15 protein-coding genes are annotated in these 18,522 nt (G+C 74.4%); 9 read left to right on the plus strand and 6 right to left on the minus strand.

All coding sequences use genetic code 11. From position 1 onward, the window contains the following. Positions 1 to 213 precede the first annotated feature (213 nt). Positions 214 to 1,149: a helix-turn-helix domain-containing protein gene (locus QJS33_RS24885; protein ID WP_306370495.1), complete on the minus strand. Its 936-nt coding sequence runs from the start codon at positions 1,147 to 1,149 to the stop codon at positions 214 to 216. Positions 1,150 to 1,270: 121 nt separating this feature from the next. Here QJS33_RS24885 and QJS33_RS24890 point away from each other — a divergent pair, with 121 nt between their 5' ends. Further along, positions 1,271 to 2,032, plus strand: a complete 762-nt coding sequence (locus QJS33_RS24890) for an SDR family NAD(P)-dependent oxidoreductase (protein ID WP_306370496.1) — start codon at positions 1,271 to 1,273, stop codon at positions 2,030 to 2,032. Positions 2,033 to 2,073: 41 nt separating this feature from the next. Here the strand turns inward: QJS33_RS24890 and QJS33_RS24895 are convergent, their stop codons facing one another. Next, positions 2,074 to 2,316 carry a hypothetical protein gene (locus tag QJS33_RS24895; protein ID WP_306370497.1) on the minus strand — a complete coding sequence of 81 codons (243 nt, stop codon included), beginning with the start codon at positions 2,314 to 2,316 and terminating at the stop codon, positions 2,074 to 2,076. Positions 2,317 to 2,729: 413 nt separating this feature from the next. On the opposite strand from QJS33_RS24895, the gene QJS33_RS24900 reads away from it, so the two are divergent. Together QJS33_RS24900 and QJS33_RS24905 are read left to right on the plus strand one after the other, a co-directional pair. Then, entirely contained in the window at positions 2,730 to 4,850 is a 2,121-nt protein-coding gene (locus QJS33_RS24900) for a serine/threonine-protein kinase (RefSeq protein ID WP_306370498.1), read from the plus strand. Positions 4,851 to 5,062: 212 nt separating this feature from the next. Next, positions 5,063 to 5,818, plus strand: a complete 756-nt coding sequence (locus tag QJS33_RS24905) for an SDR family NAD(P)-dependent oxidoreductase (RefSeq protein ID WP_306370499.1) — start codon at positions 5,063 to 5,065, stop codon at positions 5,816 to 5,818. A 51-nt stretch (positions 5,819 to 5,869) separates the two neighbouring features. On the opposite strand, the gene QJS33_RS24910 is transcribed toward QJS33_RS24905, so the two are convergent. From QJS33_RS24910 to QJS33_RS24920, 3 genes are all read right to left on the minus strand, one after another. Next, the gene (locus tag QJS33_RS24910) at positions 5,870 to 6,619 is read right to left on the minus strand and encodes an SDR family NAD(P)-dependent oxidoreductase (protein WP_306370500.1); all 750 of its coding nucleotides are present in this window, start codon (positions 6,617 to 6,619) and stop codon (positions 5,870 to 5,872) included. 83 nt (positions 6,620 to 6,702) lie between these two features. Further along, on the minus strand, positions 6,703 to 7,266 hold the full coding sequence (locus QJS33_RS24915) for an NADAR family protein (RefSeq protein ID WP_306370501.1): 564 nt from the start codon (positions 7,264 to 7,266) through the stop codon (positions 6,703 to 6,705). A 60-nt stretch (positions 7,267 to 7,326) separates the two neighbouring features. Next, positions 7,327 to 8,106 (minus strand): dioxygenase, encoded by a 780-nt coding sequence (locus tag QJS33_RS24920; protein ID WP_306370502.1) that lies wholly within the window; start codon positions 8,104 to 8,106, stop codon positions 7,327 to 7,329. Between the two features lie 73 nt (positions 8,107 to 8,179). Here QJS33_RS24920 and QJS33_RS24925 point away from each other — a divergent pair, with 73 nt between their 5' ends. The 3 genes from QJS33_RS24925 to QJS33_RS24935 are packed head-to-tail and all read left to right on the plus strand — an operon-like array spanning position 8,180 to position 10,839. Continuing rightward, a complete protein-coding gene (locus tag QJS33_RS24925) occupies positions 8,180 to 8,686 on the plus strand; it encodes a MarR family winged helix-turn-helix transcriptional regulator (RefSeq protein ID WP_306370503.1) in 507 nt (168 codons plus the stop codon). 58 nt (positions 8,687 to 8,744) lie between these two features. After that, complete coding sequence (locus QJS33_RS24930) at positions 8,745 to 9,422, plus strand: response regulator transcription factor (RefSeq protein ID WP_306370504.1); 678 nt, start codon at positions 8,745 to 8,747, stop codon at positions 9,420 to 9,422. A gap of 1 nt (position 9,423) precedes the next feature. After that, the gene (locus QJS33_RS24935; protein WP_306370505.1) at positions 9,424 to 10,839 is read left to right on the plus strand and encodes a HAMP domain-containing sensor histidine kinase; all 1,416 of its coding nucleotides are present in this window, start codon (positions 9,424 to 9,426) and stop codon (positions 10,837 to 10,839) included. A gap of 162 nt (positions 10,840 to 11,001) precedes the next feature. On the opposite strand, the gene QJS33_RS24940 is transcribed toward QJS33_RS24935, so the two are convergent. Continuing rightward, the gene (locus QJS33_RS24940; protein WP_306370506.1) at positions 11,002 to 11,946 is read right to left on the minus strand and encodes a TAXI family TRAP transporter solute-binding subunit; all 945 of its coding nucleotides are present in this window, start codon (positions 11,944 to 11,946) and stop codon (positions 11,002 to 11,004) included. Positions 11,947 to 12,119: 173 nt separating this feature from the next. Between QJS33_RS24940 and QJS33_RS24945 the strand changes: the two genes are divergently transcribed. The 3 genes from QJS33_RS24945 to atzF all read left to right on the plus strand — a co-directional run bounded on the left by QJS33_RS24945 (position 12,120) and on the right by atzF (position 18,208). Then, a complete protein-coding gene (locus tag QJS33_RS24945; RefSeq protein ID WP_306370507.1) occupies positions 12,120 to 12,845 on the plus strand; it encodes a GntR family transcriptional regulator in 726 nt (241 codons plus the stop codon). Positions 12,846 to 12,908: 63 nt separating this feature from the next. Further along, a complete protein-coding gene (gene uca / locus QJS33_RS24950; protein ID WP_306370508.1) occupies positions 12,909 to 16,511 on the plus strand; it encodes an urea carboxylase in 3,603 nt (1,200 codons plus the stop codon). Continuing rightward, the gene (gene atzF / locus QJS33_RS24955; RefSeq protein ID WP_306370509.1) at positions 16,511 to 18,208 is read left to right on the plus strand and encodes an allophanate hydrolase; all 1,698 of its coding nucleotides are present in this window, start codon (positions 16,511 to 16,513) and stop codon (positions 18,206 to 18,208) included. The genes uca and atzF overlap by 1 nt, the downstream gene beginning before the upstream one ends. Positions 18,209 to 18,522 lie beyond the last annotated feature (314 nt).

Raw genomic sequence — 18,522 nt, forward strand, 5'->3', positions numbered from 1 at the left:
CCCCGTCGCCGCCCCCGCCGCCAGGGCGGCGCAGGCCGCGGCGGCGGTCAGCCCGGCGGGCAGCAGCGGCGGCACGGTGGCGCGTACGAGATCGCCGAGCACGATCGACGGCCGCAGACGACCGTTCCCGGTGCGACCGTCCATGGCGTTCCCCTCACTCGTGACCCGAAGGCAGATTACACATGCTCTCCGTGATCGCGACAGCGCCCGAGGTCACACGGGTCCGGCCGAACGGCGTACCGCCTCCGGCGCCGGGGCCCCCACCATGTTCCCCGGTCCGCACGGCGCCCGGCCCGGCCGGAAGACGGGCGTCCCGTCGGGGCTCGGCGGGACCTGCCCGGGCAGCCTCAGCAGTGCCCGCTCGGTGTCCGACCCGGGCTCCGGGCAGTACAGCATCACCCGCTGGTCCCCGTCCGGCACGTGGAGCACCTGGCACTCGAACTCCAGCGGCCCCACCGCCGGGTGGTCCATCCGCTTGGTGAACCCGCGCTGCTGGCGCACCACCTGCGACTCCCACATCCCCCGGAACCGGGCCGAGGTCCCCAGCAGCGAGGTGACCAGCCGGGTGATGGCCGGGTCCCGCGGGTAGCGGGCGTAGGCGGCGCGCAGGTCCGCCACCGAGTAGCGGGCGAAGCAGTCGGTGTTCTCGTCCTCCCAGCCCGGGTCCGGTTCTGTCCGGGCGAACATCCACTCGATGATGTTGCGCCGTTCCCGCGGCAGCGCCCCCATGTCGCCGATGAAGTGGACGGCCATCGCGTTCCAGGCCAGCACCTCGTACCCCGCGTCCAGCACGTAGGCGGGCGTGGTGGGCAGGCCGTCGATGAGGTACTGCACGGCGGTGGACACCTCGCGGTTCGGGGACCGGGGGGCGGGGGCCTCGGCGTCCGCCAGGCGGAACAGGTAGGCGCGCTCGTCGGCGTCCAGCATCAGGGCGCGGGACAGGGCCGACAGCACCTGCCGGGACGGGTGCGGGCCGCGTGCCTGCTCCAGCCGCACGTAGTACTCCACCGAGATGCCGGCCAGCTGGGCGACCTCCTGCCGGCGCAGCCCCGACACCCGGCGCCGCCCGGTGTCGGGCAGGCCCGCGTCCGCGGGGGTCAGCCCGGCGCGGCGGGCGCGCAGGAAGGCCGCCAGTCCGGTGCGGTCCATGACGTCTCCTCTCCCTCGCCGTCCAGCCTGCCCGATCCCGGACCCGATGACAGTGGTACCGCCGGTACCACGCTGCGCGGTTCCCTTATGCCCGGGCCGCGGGCGGGCGCACGATGGCGGCATGAACGGAACGAACGCAAGAATCGCCCTGGTCACCGGGGCGAACAGGGGTATCGGATTCCAGAGCGCGCGACTGCTGGGGCTGGAGGGCATGACCGTGCTGGTGGGTTCCAGGGACGCCGGGCGCGGGGCCGAGGCGGTGCGCGCCCTGGAGAAGGAGGGCGTGACCGCGCACCCGCTGGAGATCGACGTGACCGACGCGGCGAGCGTCGCGGCGGCCGCGGAGCGGGTGGAGCACGATCACGGGCGGCTCGACGTGCTCGTCAACAACGCGGGCGTGGCCCAGGGCTGGGGCTCGGCCGGGGGGACCGACCTCGCCGCCTTCCGCGAGGTGCTGGAGGTGAACCTGCTGGGCCCGGTGGCGGTGACCGACGCCTTCCTGGGCCTGCTGCGCCGCTCACCCGCGCCCCGCGTGGTCAACGTCTCCAGCGAGCTCGGCTCGATCAGCACGCTGACCGACCCGGAGGGCCCGTTCTTCGATATGGACGGCGGCATCCCCTATCCGGCCTCCAAGGCGGCCCTGAACATGGCGACCGCCGTGTACGCCAAGGAGCTGGCCGACACCGGCGCGAAGGTCAACGCCGCCAACCCCGGGTACTGCGCCACCGACCTCAACGGGCACTCGGGACCCCGCACCGCCGAACAGGGGGCGCGGGTGGTCCTGCACCTGGCGACGCTGCCCGAGGACGGTCCGAACGGTGTGCTCTGGGGGCACCTGGCCGGCGCGCCCGATCCGGACGCCCACGGGGTCCTCGCCTGGTAGGAGCGCCCCACAGGGGCCCGGGGAACCGGGCCCCACCGGGGTCACCAGGCCCGGACGCCGCCGATCGGGGCGGGCAGGCGCTCGTTGAGCCAGGTCCAGGTCCCGTCGTTCTCGGTGAAGCGGCGCTGCACCCGCGCCACGTCGGCCAACGGGTTGGCGAACACCTCGCGCCAGTCCCCCGCGGTGCGCTCCTCCAGGTAGAGGCTGCGGGCGTCCGTGCGCAGGCGCACCGCCTGCACCGTGTGAGAGGAGCCGTCGCTCAGCTGAATACGGTAATAGGCCATCGGAATTCCCCGATTGTGGTTCGTCCTCGTCGAAAAGGAAGGACGGTGCTTCCCGGAAACGGCGCGCGATCCGCCGCATCGGTGATCGGTCTCCCGGGGCCGGCGGAAGTGCCACGCCCGGCGGGCGGCGGCATGTGCGTGCCGGGGCCCGGAGCGCTCCGGGGAAACGGGACCAGGGTGCCGGGGGCACCGTACTGTCCGCTTTTCGGACTCTACTCCTCCATGATCCGGCCCGCGTCCGGAAAACGGACAAGGCGGCGGTGAAATCCCCGTGATCTTCGGGTGATCCCTTTCTCGATATCGGACTTAAGGGTGCATTGTCGTCGATCGGGATGAACGACTCGGGGGTTGCGCGCATCCAACGGGACGGACCCGACCCGACCGGCGCGGGCCACGCCGAACCGAGGAAACCCATGCACCATCCGGCACCCGATCTCACACCCCTGCGGGCCTCCGACCCCCGCACGATCCCACCGTTCACCGTGCACGGCAGACTCGGTACCGGGGGCATGGGGGTGGTCTACGGGGCGACCGGACCCGACGGCCGGTGGGCGGCGATCAAGGTCGTCCGCGAGGAATTCTCCGAAGAGCCGGAGTTCCGGGCCCGCTTCGCCGCCGAGGTCGAGCTGATGCTGCGGGTCCGGGCACTGTGCGTCGCACCCGTCCTGGCCCACGACGCCCGTGCCGAGCACCCCTGGTACGCGACCGCCTACCTGCCCGGTCCCACCCTGGCCCGCCGGGTGCTCGTCGGCGGCCCGCTGCCCGCCGGGCAGGCCCGGGTGGTGGCCGCGGGCATCGCCGAGGCGGTCGCCGCCATCCACGCGGCCGGGGTCGTCCACCGCGACCTCAAGCCCGCCAACGTCATCCTGGCCCCCGACGGGCCCAAGGTGCTGGACTTCGGGATCGCCCGCGCCGCCGACCTCACCTCGCACACCCGGACCGGCGGACTGATCGGCTCGCCCGCCTGGATGAGCCCCGAGCGCTACCGCGGCGACAGCGGCCCCGAGGCCGACGTGTTCGCCTGGGGTGCGGTCACCGCCTACACCGCCACCGGGCGCTCCCCGTTCGGGGAGGGCGGCGCGGAGACCCTGATGTACCGCATCCTCCACGAGGAGCCCGACCTGGCCGGGCTGCCGGAGGAACTGGCGGACCCGGTGCGCCGGGCCCTGGCCAAGGACCCGGAGCGCCGGCCCAGGGCCGCGGAACTGGTGCACGCCGTCGCGGGAGCCCCCCGGGAGCAGGACGACACGACGATCGTCACCGGCCTCATCCGCGCCCACTGGGACCAGGGGGACACCGCGCCCGGCGGGTCGCCCACGGGGGTTCCGGCGGCCCCGGACCCCGCGCCGGTCCCTGTCGGGCCGCCGCCGCACGGCCCCGTACCGCCGGGGAACCCCCGGCCCGGCGCGGCGCCGCCCCTGCGCCGCCGGAGGCGGCGGGTGTGGCCGCTGGCGCTGGGCGCAGGAGCGCTCGCGGTGACCCTCATCGGCGGGGTCGGTGTGGCCGCCGTGGTGCTCGACGGCCTGGGAATCCGGGGGGCCGACGGCGGGACCGACGGGCTCGCCGTCGACCCCTCCACCCCGCCGTCCGAAGCCGCCACCATGCTGACCGGGAGACTGACGGGAAGCGGCTCCACCTTCCTCAGCGCCCCCATCGACACCTGGTCGCAGGGTTATCTGGACAGGCAGCCCGGCGTGGAGATCTCCTACAACCCGGTCGGTTCCGGGGCCGGGGCCGCCGGGTTCGTCGCCGGGGAGACCGACTTCGGTTCCTCGGAGGCTCCACTCACCGCCGAACAGCGGGAGGAGGCCGAGCGGACGCGCGGCTGTTCGGTGGTGCAGTTCCCCGTGGTGACCGGGGCCGTCGCGGTCGTGCACAACCTCGGCGAGGGTGTGCGTCCGATGCTGGACCGCGTTTCCCTGGCGGCCCTCTACCAGGGGGAGATCACCGACGTGGTGAGCCTGTTCGGGCCCGGATACGATCTGGAGAACGTCGACCTCGTTCCGGTCCGCCATGACGACGGGGCGTCGACGGCCCGGGTCTTCGAGGACTACCTCGCCGCGGCGCCCGGCTGGTCCGGGACCTGGGCGGACTCCGTGCGGGTCGGCTCGGGGGACGAGGGAGTGCACGAGATCGTGTCCGCCACTCCCGGTGCGATCGGCTTCGTCAACGCCTCCTACGCGGAGCGCAACGGGCTCCAGGTCGCGAGTCTGATGGGCGAGGGCACCGAGGACATCGAATTGAACGCGGAGTCCGCCCGCTCCGCCGCCGAGCAGATCGACCTGTCGGGGGACGACTTCTCGCTGACCGGCCGGGTGACGGGCCAGGGCTACCCGATCATGCGCGTCAATCACGTGTTCGCCTACGAGTGCGGTTACGAGGGCGGGACCGCGGACATCATGCGCGACTTCTGGACGTACGCACTCGGGGAGGAGGGTGCGACCCTCGCCGCCGAGGCGGGGTACACCCCGCTGCCCCCGTCCGTCGCGGAGGGGGTGACCGCCGAGCGGGTGGCCCTCATCGGTTCCTCGTGACGGCTGTCCGGAGTCGGATGACCCCCTGCGCCGCCCCGCCTCCGCGGGGCAGGGTGCGATCGGATCGTTCCCCTGGAGAAAGCGACCCCGACGCGGGTGGCCCTCATCGGTTCTTCGTGACGGCTGTCCGGAGTCGGATGACCCCTTGCACCGTCCCGCCTCCGCGGGGCAGGGTGCGATCGGATCGTTCCCCTGGAGAAAGCGACCCCGACATGTCCGACACCCCCCGCACCGCAGTCGTCTCCGGAGGAGGCACCGGTGTCGGCCTGGCCACCGCCCGCGCACTGGCCGCCCGCGGCTACCGCGTCGGGCTGACCAGCCGCCGCGCAGGCCCGCTGGACGAGGCCGTCGGCGAACTCCGCGCCGGGTACGGCGACGACGCCGCGCACCGCGCCGCCCTCGACCTGGCCGACCCGGCCGCCGTCGGCGAGCACCTGCCCGCACTGGCCGAACGCCTGGGCGGGGTGGACGTGGTCGTCAACAACGCCGGAGGGCTGCGCCCGGCCCCCGACGACACCCTGGCCGGGATCGCCGAGGGCTGGTCGGCCGACTGGGCGGCCAACGTCCTCACCGCCGTCCTGTCGACCGAGGCGCTCCGGCCGCACCTGCGCGCGGACGGCGCCCGGATCGTCAACGTCGGCTCCATCGCCGCACTGCGCGGCGGCGGAGGCTCCTACTCCGCCACCAAGGCCGCCCTGCACGGGTGGACCTTCGACCTGGCCGCCCGGCTGGGGCCGACCGGGTGCACGGTGAACATCGTGGTGCCCGGCTACATCTCCCGGACCGGGTTCTTCGGCGGGGGGATGACACAGGCCCGGCACGACCGCCTGGTCTCCCAGACCGTCACCGGTCGGGCCGGGCTCCCCGAGGACGTGGCCGAGACGATCGCGTGGCTGGCCTCGCCCGAGGCCGGGCACATCACCGGCCAGGTGATCCAGGTCAACGGCGGCGCGGTCATGGGCCGTTGAACCGGATCCGGGCCGCTCGCACCGCAGTGGTGCGGGCGGCCCGGATCCGGGTCAGGCGTTGATGCCGCCGTCCACGGCCAGTACCGCGCCGGTGATGAAACGGCCGCCCGGACCGACCATGTGGGCGACGGTGTCGGCGATCTCCTCGGGCCGGGCGAACCGGCCCAGCGGCACCAGGGAGCGGATGCCGTCGGCGTTCGGCCCGTCCGCCGGGTTGGCGTCGGTGTCGGTGGGCCCCGGGTCGACCTGGGCGACCGTGATGCCGCGCGGGCCCAGGTCGCGGGCCAGCCCGCGGGTCATCCCGGCCAGCGCCGACTTGCTCAGGGTGTACAGGGTGAGCCCGCCGAAGGGCACCCGGGTCGCCACGTTGCTGCCCACGGTGACGATCCGGCCGCCGCCGTCCATGTGGCGGGCCGCCGCCCGGGAGGCCAGGAAGGGCGCCCGCACGTTGACCGCCAGCACCCGGTCGACCTCCTCCACGGTGTGGCCGTCGTGGGGGCCGAAGGGGAAGACGGCGGCGTTGTTGACCAGGACGTCCAGCCGCCCGAACGCGGCGGCCGCCCGGTCGACCGCCCCGGTGACGGCGTCGGCGTCGGCGGCGTCGGCCCGCAGGGCCAGCCCGCGCCGTCCGTGCTCTTCGACGGCCGCCACGACCTTTGCGGCGGCCTGCTCGTCGCGTTCGTAGGTGAGGGCGATGTCGAAACCCGCCTCGGCCAGTCGGACGGCGACCGCGGCGCCGATGCCCCGGCCGCCGCCGGTGACGAGTGCGGCCTCGGTGGAGTGATGCGTTTTCTCGCTCATGTGTACGATCCTGGCCGTTCCGGGACCGGGAGTCCGGCGGGAATCGGACGTGCCGTTCCGATCAGGCCCGGGTGCGGGGCGGGTCAGGTCGCGGCGGCCAGTCGGGCACGGGTCTCCATCAGGGCGAAGCCCAGCAGGTTGCGCCCGCGCCAGAGCACGGGGTTCTCGGCGTTCTCGTGGGAGGCGGACATCCCGATGCCCCAGATCCGGTCCCGGGGGCTGGCCTCCACCAGGACCCGGCGCCCGGTGCCGAGCAGGAAGTCCCGTAGGTCTGCGTGCTGCCCGAACTTGGCGACACCGCCGTCCACCACGATGCCGAACCGGGCCGCCTCCCAGGCCTCCTGGTCGAACCCGCGGACCTTGCGGCCCAGTTCCTTGGCCTGGCGCGGGTGCCCGCAGGCGATGATCTCCCCGAGGATCTCGTCGTCGCCGAAGAGCCGTGCCTTGCCCGCCATCATGTAGTGCTCGGCGGTTCGGTAGGTGACCCCGTCCACGGTGAAGGCGGCGGGCCACCACTGCGACAGGCAGCTCGCCGAGACCTCGCCCGAGGGGTGGGGTCGGTGGCCCCAGAAGTGCAGGTACTTGATCCGGCCCCGGATCCTGACCAGGTCCGCCACGGAGCGCGCGTTCTCAGGGGTGTCCGACATGGGACGAGTGTCCCGGAGGGCGCCGACGTTCCGCCACGCGTTTTCGGCGTCCCCGCAGGCTCACTCGAACTGGAAGGAGCGCTTGGCCAGTCCGTGCCAGAACCCGTCCACGGTGGACACGGACCCGCGGTGGTCCGCCAGCCCGGCGCCCAGGGCGACGAACAGCGGTGCGAAGTGGTCGCTGCGCGGATGGGCGATCGCGGCCGCCGGCGCCTTGCGCTCGAAGTCCAGCAGGGCGTCGACGTCGTGGTCGGCCACCGCGCGCCTCACCCAGTCGTCGAACTCCACCGACCAGGCCGGGGCGGTGCCGTGCGCGCTGCGGGACATCTCGCGCAGGTTGTGGGTGGTGAACCCGCTGCCGACGATCAGCACGCCCTCGTCGCGCAACGGGGCCAGGCGCTCGCCCAGGCCGAGCAGCTCGACGGGGTCCAGGGACGGCATGGACACCTGGAGCACCGGGATGTCGGCCCCGGGGTACATCTCCTTCAGCGGAACATAGGCGCCGTGGTCCAGGCCCCGGGAGGGGTCCTGGTGAACCGGGCCGCCGACCAGGCCGCGCACCCTCTCGGCGAGCGCGGGCGCTCCGGGAGCCGCGTACGTGACGTCGTAGTAGCGTTGCGGGAAGCCCCAGAAGTCATAGGTCAGGGGGACCCCGTCGGCGGTCGCGCCGAGGGTGAGCGGGGCGTCCTCCCAGTGCGCGGAGACCACCAGGATCGCGGTGGGGCGGGCGATGCGCCCGGACCAGTCGGCGAGCTGCCGGGTCCATTCGGCGTCGTCGGCGAGCGGGGGCGCGCCGTGGCTGAGGTAGAGGGTCGGCATGCGCGCCGCTGTCGTCTCCATGGCGTCCTTTCGATGTCGGGTCGGTCGACATCGAAAACAAGGTTGAATGTTCAAGTATTCCGGGGGTGCAGTGGTGTCCGAGGTCGCATGGCTGGATGACGGACAGCAGCGGACCTGGCGGACCTTCCTGGCCGCCGTCCACCTCCTCGACGCCTCCCTGGACCGCCAGCTCCGGCGGGACTCCGGTCTCCCGCACACCTACTACCAGGTGCTGGCGATGCTGTCGGAGGCCCCCGAGCGGGCGCTGTCCATGACCGGGCTGGCCCGGCTGCTGCGCTCCTCGCCCAGCCGCCTGTCGCACGCCGCCGCCAAACTGGAGGACGACGGCCTCATCCGGCGCTTCCGCCGCCCCGGAGACCGGCGCACCACGTTCGCGGAGCTCACCGAGGAGGGCGCCCGGGTCCTGGAGGCGGCCGCCCCGGGGCACGTGGCCGAGGTGCGGCGGGTCCTGTTCGACGTGCTCGATCCGGAACAGGTGGAACAGCTGCACGCCATCGCCGAGGCGATGCTCGGCGTCCTGGACCCGGAGGAGACCGAGCCCCGGTACACCGACCCCGGCGGTGCGCACGGTCGCGGTTGAACCGCGTTCCGCCGCGTGCGGCGAACAGAGAGCGCGCCCGCTCCGGCCGCTGCCTAACATGCTGGACATGCGCATTCTCGTGGTGGAGGACGACGACCGGGTCGCCCGCGGACTGGTGACGGCACTGCGGTCGGCCTCCTTCGAGGTCCAACGGGTCGCCACCGCGGAGCGGGCGCTGGAGGCACCGCCCGCCGACGTCGTCCTGCTCGACCTGGGGCTGCCCGACGCCGACGGGATCGACCTGCTGCGGCGGCTGCGCGAGCGGCCGCAGACGGCGATCATCGCCGTCACGGCCCGGGCCGAGGAACGCGACCGGGTGCGCGGGCTGCGGGCCGGGGCCGACGACTACGTCGTCAAGCCCTTCGGGGTGGCCGAACTGCTGGCCCGCATCGACGCGGTGCTGCGGCGCACCCGCAGCGCCCGCTCCGCGGTGGAGCCCGGGGAGCCGCCGGTCACCGTCGGGGCCCTCACCCTGGACGCCGCCTCGCGGACGGCCGCCGTCGGCGGCGAACCCGTACGGCTCGCCCGCAAGGAGTTCGACCTGCTCCTGCTGCTGGCCTCCCGGTCGCCCGCGGTGGTGGCCCGGGACCAGATACTCGACCAGGTGTGGGGCACCGCCTGGGAGACGTCCTCACGCACCCTCGACACCCACATCGCCTCGCTGCGCACCAAGGTGGGCGGTGCCGTGCGGATACGCACCGTGCGCGGGGTCGGCTACCTGCTCGACGAGGCCTGACGTGCTGCGGCGTCTGCTCCTCATCCTGGTGCCGGCCGTGTTCGTGCTGGTCGCCGCGGTCCTCATCCCGCTGGGCACGGTCGTGGCCGGGCAGCTCACCCAGGAGATGTACGTGGACCGGCTCGGCGACGCGGGGCGGTTCACCGCACTGGCCCGCACCGCGCTCGACACCGGGCGGGTGGACCCGCTGACCCGGGAGATGGAGCGCTACGAGGAGCTGTACGGGATCCCCGCCGTCGTGGTCGCCCCCGACGGGACGGTGGTCACCGGGTCGGGCGGCCGCGCCCGGATGCGCGAGCTGCTGGACGCCGTGCAGGCCCGGCCCATGATCACCGCGGCGATGGCGGGGGAGCGGCCCGCGCCGCCGGCCACGGTCTGGCCCTGGAGCGGGGAGCCCCTGGTGGTGGCCGAGCCGATCGGCCGCGACAGCGAGGTGGCGGGCGCGGTCGTGGTCGTGTCGCCCACCGACTGGCTGGGGGCGGAGATCCTCGGTTCCTGGGCGCTGCTCGCGCTGTTCAGCGTGCTGCCGCTGACCCTGCTGGTGTCGGCGGCGGTGCCGCTGTCCCGGTGGGTGCTGCGGCCCATCAACCGGCTCGACGCGGCCACCACCGCCGTCTCCGGCGGCGACCTGGAGGTGCACGTGGACGCCGCGGGCGGGCCGCCGGAGCTGCGCAGGCTCACCGAGTCCTTCAACACGATGGTGGGTGTGGTGAGCCGGGCGCTGGACCGCCAGCGCGCGTTCGTCTCGGAGGCCTCGCACCAGCTGCGCAACCCGCTGGCGAGCCTGAGGCTGGCGGTGGAGAACCTGGCGCCCTACCTGGAGTCGGAGGAGGCGCGGGAGGCGCACGCGGTCGCGATCGACGAGACCACGGCCATGCACCGGATGCTGAACTCGCTGCTGGCCGCCACCCGGCTGGAGAGCGTCACCGGCACCGAGCCGGTGGAGGTCGCCGAGGTGCTGCGCAGCCGCGAGGAGCGGTGGCGGGCGCTGGGGGAGGGCCGCGGGATCGCCGTCGGGACGGACGTCCCGGCGGGCCTGTGGGTCTCGGCCCCGGCGGGCGGGCTGGGCAGCATCCTGGACGAGCTGGTCAGCAACGCCCTGAGGCTGTCCGGCGGCACCCGGGTGGTGGTGCGGGCCGACCCGGGCGACCCGGTGCGCCTGCGGGTCCTCGACGACGGGGACGGGCTGCCGGAGGCGGAGTACGCCCTGGCCCTGGACCGGTTCTGGCGATCCCCGCGCCACCAGAACACCGAGGGGACCGGGCTGGGCCTGGCCATCGTCGCCGACCTGATGCGGGAGGCGGGCGGGCGGCTGGTCCTGGGCACGGGGCTGACCGGCACCGACCGGCCCGGCTTCGGCGTCACCCTGGAACTCCCCGCGGCCGCCCCCCTACCGGACCGTCCGGACGCCGGTTAGGCGGTACGGGGCAGCGGCGGGCACGCCGCCCCGTCGGCGGTCCGGCCTCCCGGCCGACCGGCGGGGGCGCGCTCCGACCCCGGAAGGCACGTGCCCCGGGCGGGGACAGCGCCCACCTGCCGGCGGTCACGGCATCGGGTCCCCACGACCCGGCGACTCCCATCAGGCCGGCTTGTTCTCCCGGTACCACCGCTCGGCGCCGGGGTGCAGCGGCACCACCCCGGTGGAGATGCCGGTGCGCACGTTGATCTGGGCGGCCTCGGGCCGCCGGGCGGACAGCCGGGCCGCGCCCCGGTACACGGTGTCGGTCACCTCGAACACCAGGTCGGCCGGCAGGTCCGCGCGGCACAGCAGCAGGTTGGGCGTGGACATGGTGGGGCAGGCGGGGACCCCGCGGTAGGTGGTCGCGGGGATGGTCGCCTGGAAGTACGACTCGGGAAAGGCGTCGGCCATGGTCCCCGCGGTCCCGCCCAGGTCGATGAGGCGGACGTCCCGTTCCCCGGCCAGGTCGGCGATGGCGGGGGTGGGCAGCCCGGTCAGGGAGAACATGGCGTCGATCTCCCCGGCGGCCAGGGCCTCGGCGGAGGCGGCCTGGTCCATCAGCACGGTCTCGGCGGACAGCCCGGTCTCGCGCAGGATCTGCCGGGCGGTGAACTCCGTGCCGGAGTCGTCCGAGCCCACCGACACCCGCAGCCCGGCCAGGTCGTCCAGGTCGCGGATCGCCGACCCGTCGGGCACCACGAGGTGGACGAAGCTGTCGTAGAGGCGGCCGACCGCGTTGAGCACCCCGCCCTCGGCGATCTCCGACTCGTGGGTGAGCGTGGAGTCCAGGCTCGCCAGCCCCAGGTGGGCGTTGCCGTCCTCCAACAGGTACAGGTTGTCGTGCGATGCGTTGGTGTCCACCGTGACCACCTCGGTGCCGGGCAGCCGCTCCTGCACCAGGGCGGCGATCTCGGCGCCGATCCCCCGGAACACGGCACCCGGCGGTCCGGTGGCGATGACGAGCTCGGGCACGCGCACACCGGACTCGCGTGCGCACCCGGCCAGCACGGCGCCCGCGGCCGCGCCGAGCGCCCCCAGCAGCACACTCCTGCGATCCGGTCCCATGACAGCAGGTTAGGCGGCGTTGCACGGAACGCGCCCCGGCGGACCGGGCGTTCAGTGCGGGCCCGTGTCCCGGGCGACCCTGTCGAGCGCCGAAACACGGCGAAACACAGGGAAACGCAGGCTTCATCGGCGGGCAGGGCCGTCGAAACACGCCGTTCCTAGCGTCTGAGGCCATGGACACACAGCTGTATACACGACCGGACGGGGCCGCCGGTGACACGGCCGGCTCCCGCCGGGACCGGGTCTACGCCCTGCTGCGGGAAGAAGTCCTCAGCGGCCGTATCGCCCCGCGCACCCGGCTGGGCGAGGTGCGCCTGGCCGAGCGCTTCGGCGTCTCGCGCACGCCGGTCCGCGAGGCCCTGGCCCGGCTGCACTCCGACGGGCTGGTCGAGCGGCGTGAGAACGGTTTCCACATCACCGTCCCCAACCTCGCCGAACTGCGCGACCTCTACGAACTGCGGGTCACCCTCGAACTGCGCGGCATCGCCCGCGTCATCGAGGACCCCGACCTGCGGCACGACCCCGAGATCCTCAAGGCCCAGCGTGAACGCTGGGAGGCCATCGGGGCCGACCCGCCCGCCCCGGACGCCTCGTTCGTGCTGCTGGACGAGGACTTCCACGCCGACCTCTCCCGGGCCTCCGGCAACCGGGCCCTCACCGACTCCCTGATCTCGGTCAACCAGCGCATCCGCCGGGTGCGCATGTACGACTTCCTCACCGAGGACCGGATCGCCTCCACCATCACCGAGCACCTCGCCATCGTCGGCCACCTGCTCGACGACGAACCGGACGCCGCCTACCGCGCCCTGCACGAGCACGTGGGGGACTCCATGGAGGTCGTTCTGGAGCGCGCCCGGCGCGCCCTGACCCAGATGGCCCTGCACTCCGAGGCATTCTGACCCCGACCCCCGACCCCCGACGCCGCCGACCGGCCCACCGAACCCGGACCAAGGAGAGTCAGCGTGTTCGATTCCGTGCTCGTCGCCAACCGCGGCGAGATCGCCTGCCGCATCATCCGATCCGCCCGCGCCGTGGGGCTGCGCACCGTCGCCGTGTACTCCGACGCCGACGCCGGCGCCGCGCACACCCGGCTGGCCGACGAGGCGGTCCGGCTGGGTCCCGCCCCGGCCGCCCAGAGCTACCTCGACGTCGAACGCGTCCTGAAGGCGGCCGCCGACACCGGGGCCGGGGCGGTCCACCCCGGTTACGGGTTCCTGTCCGAGAACGCCGGTTTCGCCCGCGCGGTGGAGGAGGCGGGCCTGGTCTTCGTCGGCCCTTCCCCGGAGCACCTGGAGCGGTTCGGCGACAAGCACACCGCCCGCAAGGCCGCCGCCGCGGCGGGGCTGCCCATGGTCGCGGGCAGCGACCCCCTGCCCGACGCCGACGCCGCGGTGGCCGCCGCCGAGCGGGTCGGCTACCCGGTCATCCTCAAGGCCACCTCCGGGGGCGGCGGCATCGGCCTGCGGCCGTGCGCCGACGAGGCCGCGCTGCGCGCCGCGTTCGAGCAGGTGGGCCGGATGGCCCGCACCCACTTCGGCGGGGGCGGGGTGTTCCTGGAACGGTTCGTCTCCCGGGCCCGGCACATCGAGGTCCAGGTGTTCGGCGACGGGCACGGCCGCGTGGTCACCCTCGGGGACCGCGACTGCACCCTCCAGCGCCGCAACCAGAAGGTCGTGGAGGAGGCGCCCGCTCCCGACCTGCCCGACCACGTCCGCGCCGAACTGCACCGCACCGCCCGCGAACTGTGCGCGGGGGTGTCCTACCGCAGTGCCGGGACCGTGGAGTTCGTCTACGACGTCGATCGCGGCGAGGCGTCGTTCCTGGAGGTCAACACCCGGCTCCAGGTCGAGCACCCGATCACCGAGGAGATCACCGGCGTCGACCTGGTGGCGTGGATGCTGCGCCAGGCCCGCGGCGAGGACGTGCTCTCCGGCGTACCCGCCGAGGGGCCGGCCCGCACCGGCCACGCCGTCGAGGCGCGCGTGTACGCCGAGGACCCCGCCCACGACTTCCGACCCAGTTCAGGCCTGCTCACCCGCGTGGAGGTCCCCGAGGGCGTCCGCGTGGACGGCTGGGCCGCCACCGGGCGCCGGGTGACCAGCGACTACGACCCGCTGCTGGCCAAGGTCATCGTGCACGGCCGGGACCGGGAACAGGCCTGGGACCGGCTGGCCGCCGCGCTGGCGGACACCCGCGTGGACGGGCTCCAGACCAACCTGGGGCTGCTGCGGGCCCTGGCCGCCCACCCGGACGTGCGCGCGGTCGGCCACACCACCGCGACCTGCGCCGGGGTGGGCGACCCCGAGCCGCGGATCGAGGTGGAGCGCGCCGGAACCCTCACCACAGTCCAGGACTTCCCCGGCCGCGTCGGCTACTGGCAGGTGGGCGTCCCCCCGTCGGGCGCCATGGACGACCTTTCCCTGCGCCTGGGCAACCGGGCCCTGGGCAACCCGGAGGGCGCACCCGGCCTGGAGGGCACCATCGAGGGGCCGGCCCTGCGCTTCTCGCACGCCACCACCGTCTGTGTCACCGGTGCCCCCGCCGAGGTCACCGTGGACGGGACCCCCGTCGCCCAGTGGGAGCCGGTGGAGGTCCCGGCGGGCGGCCTGCTCGACGTCGGCCCCGCCCGCGGCCCGGGAATGCGCACCTACGTGCTGGTGCGCGGCGGCCTGGACGTGCCCGAGTACCTGGGCAGCACCTCCACGTTCACCACCGGCGGGTACGGCGGCCACAGCGGCCGCGCACTCCGGTTGGGCGACGTGCTGCGGGCCGCCCCGGTCCCGGAGGACGCGCCGGAACCGGCCCCGGTCCCCGCGGCGCAGCGGCCCGACCCGCCCGCCCTCGCCGCCGGCGAGGCGCACTGGGACATCGAGGTGTCCGAGGGGCCGCACGCCGCCCCCGAGTTCCTCACCAGGGAGGGCATGGACGCGTTCTACGCCACCGACTGGCGGGTCCACCCCCAGTCGGCGCGCAACGGCGTACGCCTGTCCGGCCCCAAGCAGGGCTGGGCCCGGCTGGACGGCGGCGAGGCGGGACTGCACCCCTCCAACGTGCACGACACCGCCTACTCCATCGGCGCCGTCAACCTGTCCGGGGACACCCCCGTGCTGCTCGGCCCGGACGGCCCCAGCCTGGGCGGGTTCGTCTGCCCGGTCACCGTGGTCTCCGGCTCCCGGTGGAAGATCGGCTGGCTCCGGCCGGGCGACACCGTCCGGTTCCACCCGGTCACCGAGGCCGCCGCCGAGCGCCTGCACACCGAGCCCACCGCTGCCCCGCTGCTGCGCGGCGGCGGTGACGGCGACGACGGGGTCCTGGACCGCATCCCCGCCGGGGCGGACTCCCCCGAGGTCGTCTACCGGCGCGGCGGCCACGACAACATCCTCGTCGAGTACGGGCCGATGGCCCTCGACCTGGGGCTGCGCATGCGCGTCCACGCCCTGATGACCGCCCTGGAAGAGGCCGGGACCGACGGGATCGTCGACATCACCCCGGGCGTGCGCTCCCTGCACCTGCACACCGACCCCGAGCGCCTGCCGCTGCGCACCCTGCTGGGCCTGCTGCGGGAGGTCGAGCAGGGCCTGCCGCCCGCCGCCGACCTGCGGGTGCCCAGCCGCACCCTGAGCCTGCCGATGTCCTTCGACGACCCGTCCATCCACGAGGCCATCGCCCGCTACGGCACCGCGGTGCGCGACGACGCCCCCTGGAACCCCGACAACATCGAGTTCATCCGCCGCATCAACGGCCTGGACTCGGTCGACCAGGTCCGCGACATCGTCTTCGACGCCTCCTACCTGGTGCTCGGTCTGGGCGACGTCTACCTGGGGGCGCCCGCCGCCACCCCGCTGGACCCCCGCCACCGGCTGGTCACCACCAAGTACAACCCGGCCCGCACCTGGACCCCCGAGGCCGGGGTCGGCATCGGCGGCGCCTATCTGTGCGTGTACGGCATGGAGAGTCCCGGCGGCTACCAGCTGATCGGCCGCACCGTCCCCATCTGGTCGGGGCTGAGCCAGTACGGGCCGTTCGAGGAGGGCGTGCCCTGGCTGCTGCGGTTCTTCGACCGGATCCGGTGGTACCCGGTCGGCCACGAGGAACTGATGGACCTGCGGGCCGACCTGCTCGCCGGGAGCCACGAGCTGAAGATCGAGGACGGGGAGTTCGCCCTCGCCGACCACGAGCGCTTCCTGGCCGACAACGCCGACTCCATCGCCGCCTTCCGGGCCCGCCAGGCCGCCGCGTTCGAGGCCGAGCGCCTGGCCTGGGAGGCCGCCGGGGAGTTCGACGACCGCCCCGAACCCGAGCCGATCGCCCCCCGGACGCTGGAACTGCCGCCGGGCGCCGCCCTGGTGGAGGCCCCGCTGGCCGCCTCCGTGTGGAAGGTGGACGTCCGCCCGGGCGACACCGTCGAGCGGGGGCAGCCGGTCGTCCGCCTGGAGGCGATGAAGCTGGAGGTCGTGGTACGCGCGCCCGGAGCGGGAACGATCTCCGACATCCTCGTCACCCCGGGGCAGCACCTCGAACCGGGGAGCGCCCTGGCCGTCATCACGCAAGGAGAACCCGCCTGATGCCCCACCCCACCGACCGTGTCCGCGCCGCCTACCGGCGGATCGCCGAGACCGACCGCCCCGAGGTCTGGATCGCACTGCGCCCCGAAGCCGAGACGCGGTCCGAAGCCGAGCACCTGGAGGAGCGGCTGGCCGCGGGGGAGGACCTCCCCCTGGCCGGACTGCTGCTGGCGGTCAAGGACAACATCGACGTGGCGGGGCTGCCCACCACGGCGGGCCACCCGGCGTTCGCGTACACACCGGACCAGAGCGCCCCCGCGGTGCGGCGGCTGGTCGAGGCGGGGGCCCTGGTCCTGGGCAAGACCAACCTCGACCAGTTCGCCACCGGCCTGGTGGGCACCCGCAGCCCCTACGGCGCGGTACGCGGGGCCGCCGACCCGGAGCGGATCTCGGGGGGCTCCAGTTCGGGATCGGCGGTGGCGGTCGCCCTGGGGATCGCGGACCTCGCCCTGGGCACGGACACCGCCGGGTCGGGGCGGGTGCCCGCCGCCCTCAACGGCATCGTGGGGATCAAGCCCACCCTGGGCCTGGTCCCGGCCTCGGGGGTGGTCCCGGCGGCCCGGCCCTACGACTGCGTCACGGTGTTCGCCCGCGACCTGGGCACCGCCCGGTCCGCGGTGTCGGTGATGAGCGGACCGTCCGACGACGACCCCTACTCCCGCCCGGTGCCCGCCGACGTGCGCCTGGCCCCGCGCGGCGCGGGCCGGGTGGCGGTGCCGGCCCCGGCGGGCCTGGAACCGCTGTCGGCGGCGGAACGGGAGGCCTTCGCGGCGGCCGTGGCCGTACTGGAGAAGACCGGTGCGGAGGTCGCCGAGGTGGACGTCGCCCCGCTGCTGGAGGCGGCCCGGCTGCTCTACGACGGCGCGCTGGTCGCCGAGCGGTACACGGCCGTCGGGGACTTCCTCCGAGCGCACCCGCAAGGGGCCGACCCCACGGTGGCGGGCATCATCCTGGCCGCGGGGGACGTCCCCGCGCACCGGCTGGCCGCGGACCAGCAGCGCCTGGCGGCCTACCGGGTGACGGCCGCGGAGATCCTCGACGGGTTCGACGCCCTGCTGCTGCCGACCACGGTCGGGCACCCCACCCTGGCGGAGGTGGCCGCGGACCCGGTGGGGGTGAACTCGCGGCTGGGCACCTACACCAACTTCGTCAACCTGCTGGACCTGGCGGCGGTCGCGGTCCCGGCCGGAGAGGCGGAGGGCCGAGCGTTCGGGGTGAGCCTCATCTCCCGGGCGTTCGAGGACCAGGTGGCCCTGGACCTGGCCGGAGTGCTCACCGGCGAGGAACCGGGGGAGCTGCACCCGGACGCGGGGGTGGAACTGGCGGTGTTCGGCGCCCATCTGCGCGGGCAGCCGCTGCACCACCAGCTCACCGGGCCGGGCGCCCGGTTCGTGGAGGCCACGGCGACCGCGCCGGAGTACCGGATGGTCGCCCTGCCCACCACCCCGCCCAAACCCGGGCTGCACAGGGTCGCCGCCGGCGGTACCGCGGTGGCCTGCGAGGTGTGGAAGCTGTCCCCGGCGGCGCTGGGGGCCTTCCTGGCGGCGCTGCCCGCACCGATGGCACTGGGCGCGGTCACCCTCGCCGACGGGCGCACCGTGGTCGGGTTCGGCTGTGAGGCGGTCGCGGCCGAGGGGGCGCGGGACATCAGCGGCCACGGCGGCTGGCTCGCCTACCTGGAGGTGTCGCAGGGCTGAGGCGGGGGCGGCGGGCGACGCGGTGCGTGCGATCCCCGGCGGCTCGGAGCGGCCTTACCCGTTCCGGCCGCCGGGAAGGGCGCACGGCGGATCCGCGGTCCCCCCTCCGTTCCCTCGGACGCGGAGCAGGCTCCGCGACAGGGCGGATTCAAGGGGGCCTCACCACACCTCGTCGAACCGGACGAGCACGGCCGGACGCTCGGCCATCGGTTCCGGTAGGCGTTGCCGCGGTCGGGCGGGTTCCCGCCCGGTGAACGACGTGGTGGTCGCAACCCCCTGAAATGTCAGGGTGTTGCGACCACCACCGGAACCCG

The sequence above is a fragment of the Nocardiopsis sp. CC223A genome, assembly GCF_030766825.1.
In the GTDB taxonomy this organism is placed as follows: domain Bacteria; phylum Actinomycetota; class Actinomycetes; order Streptosporangiales; family Streptosporangiaceae; genus Nocardiopsis.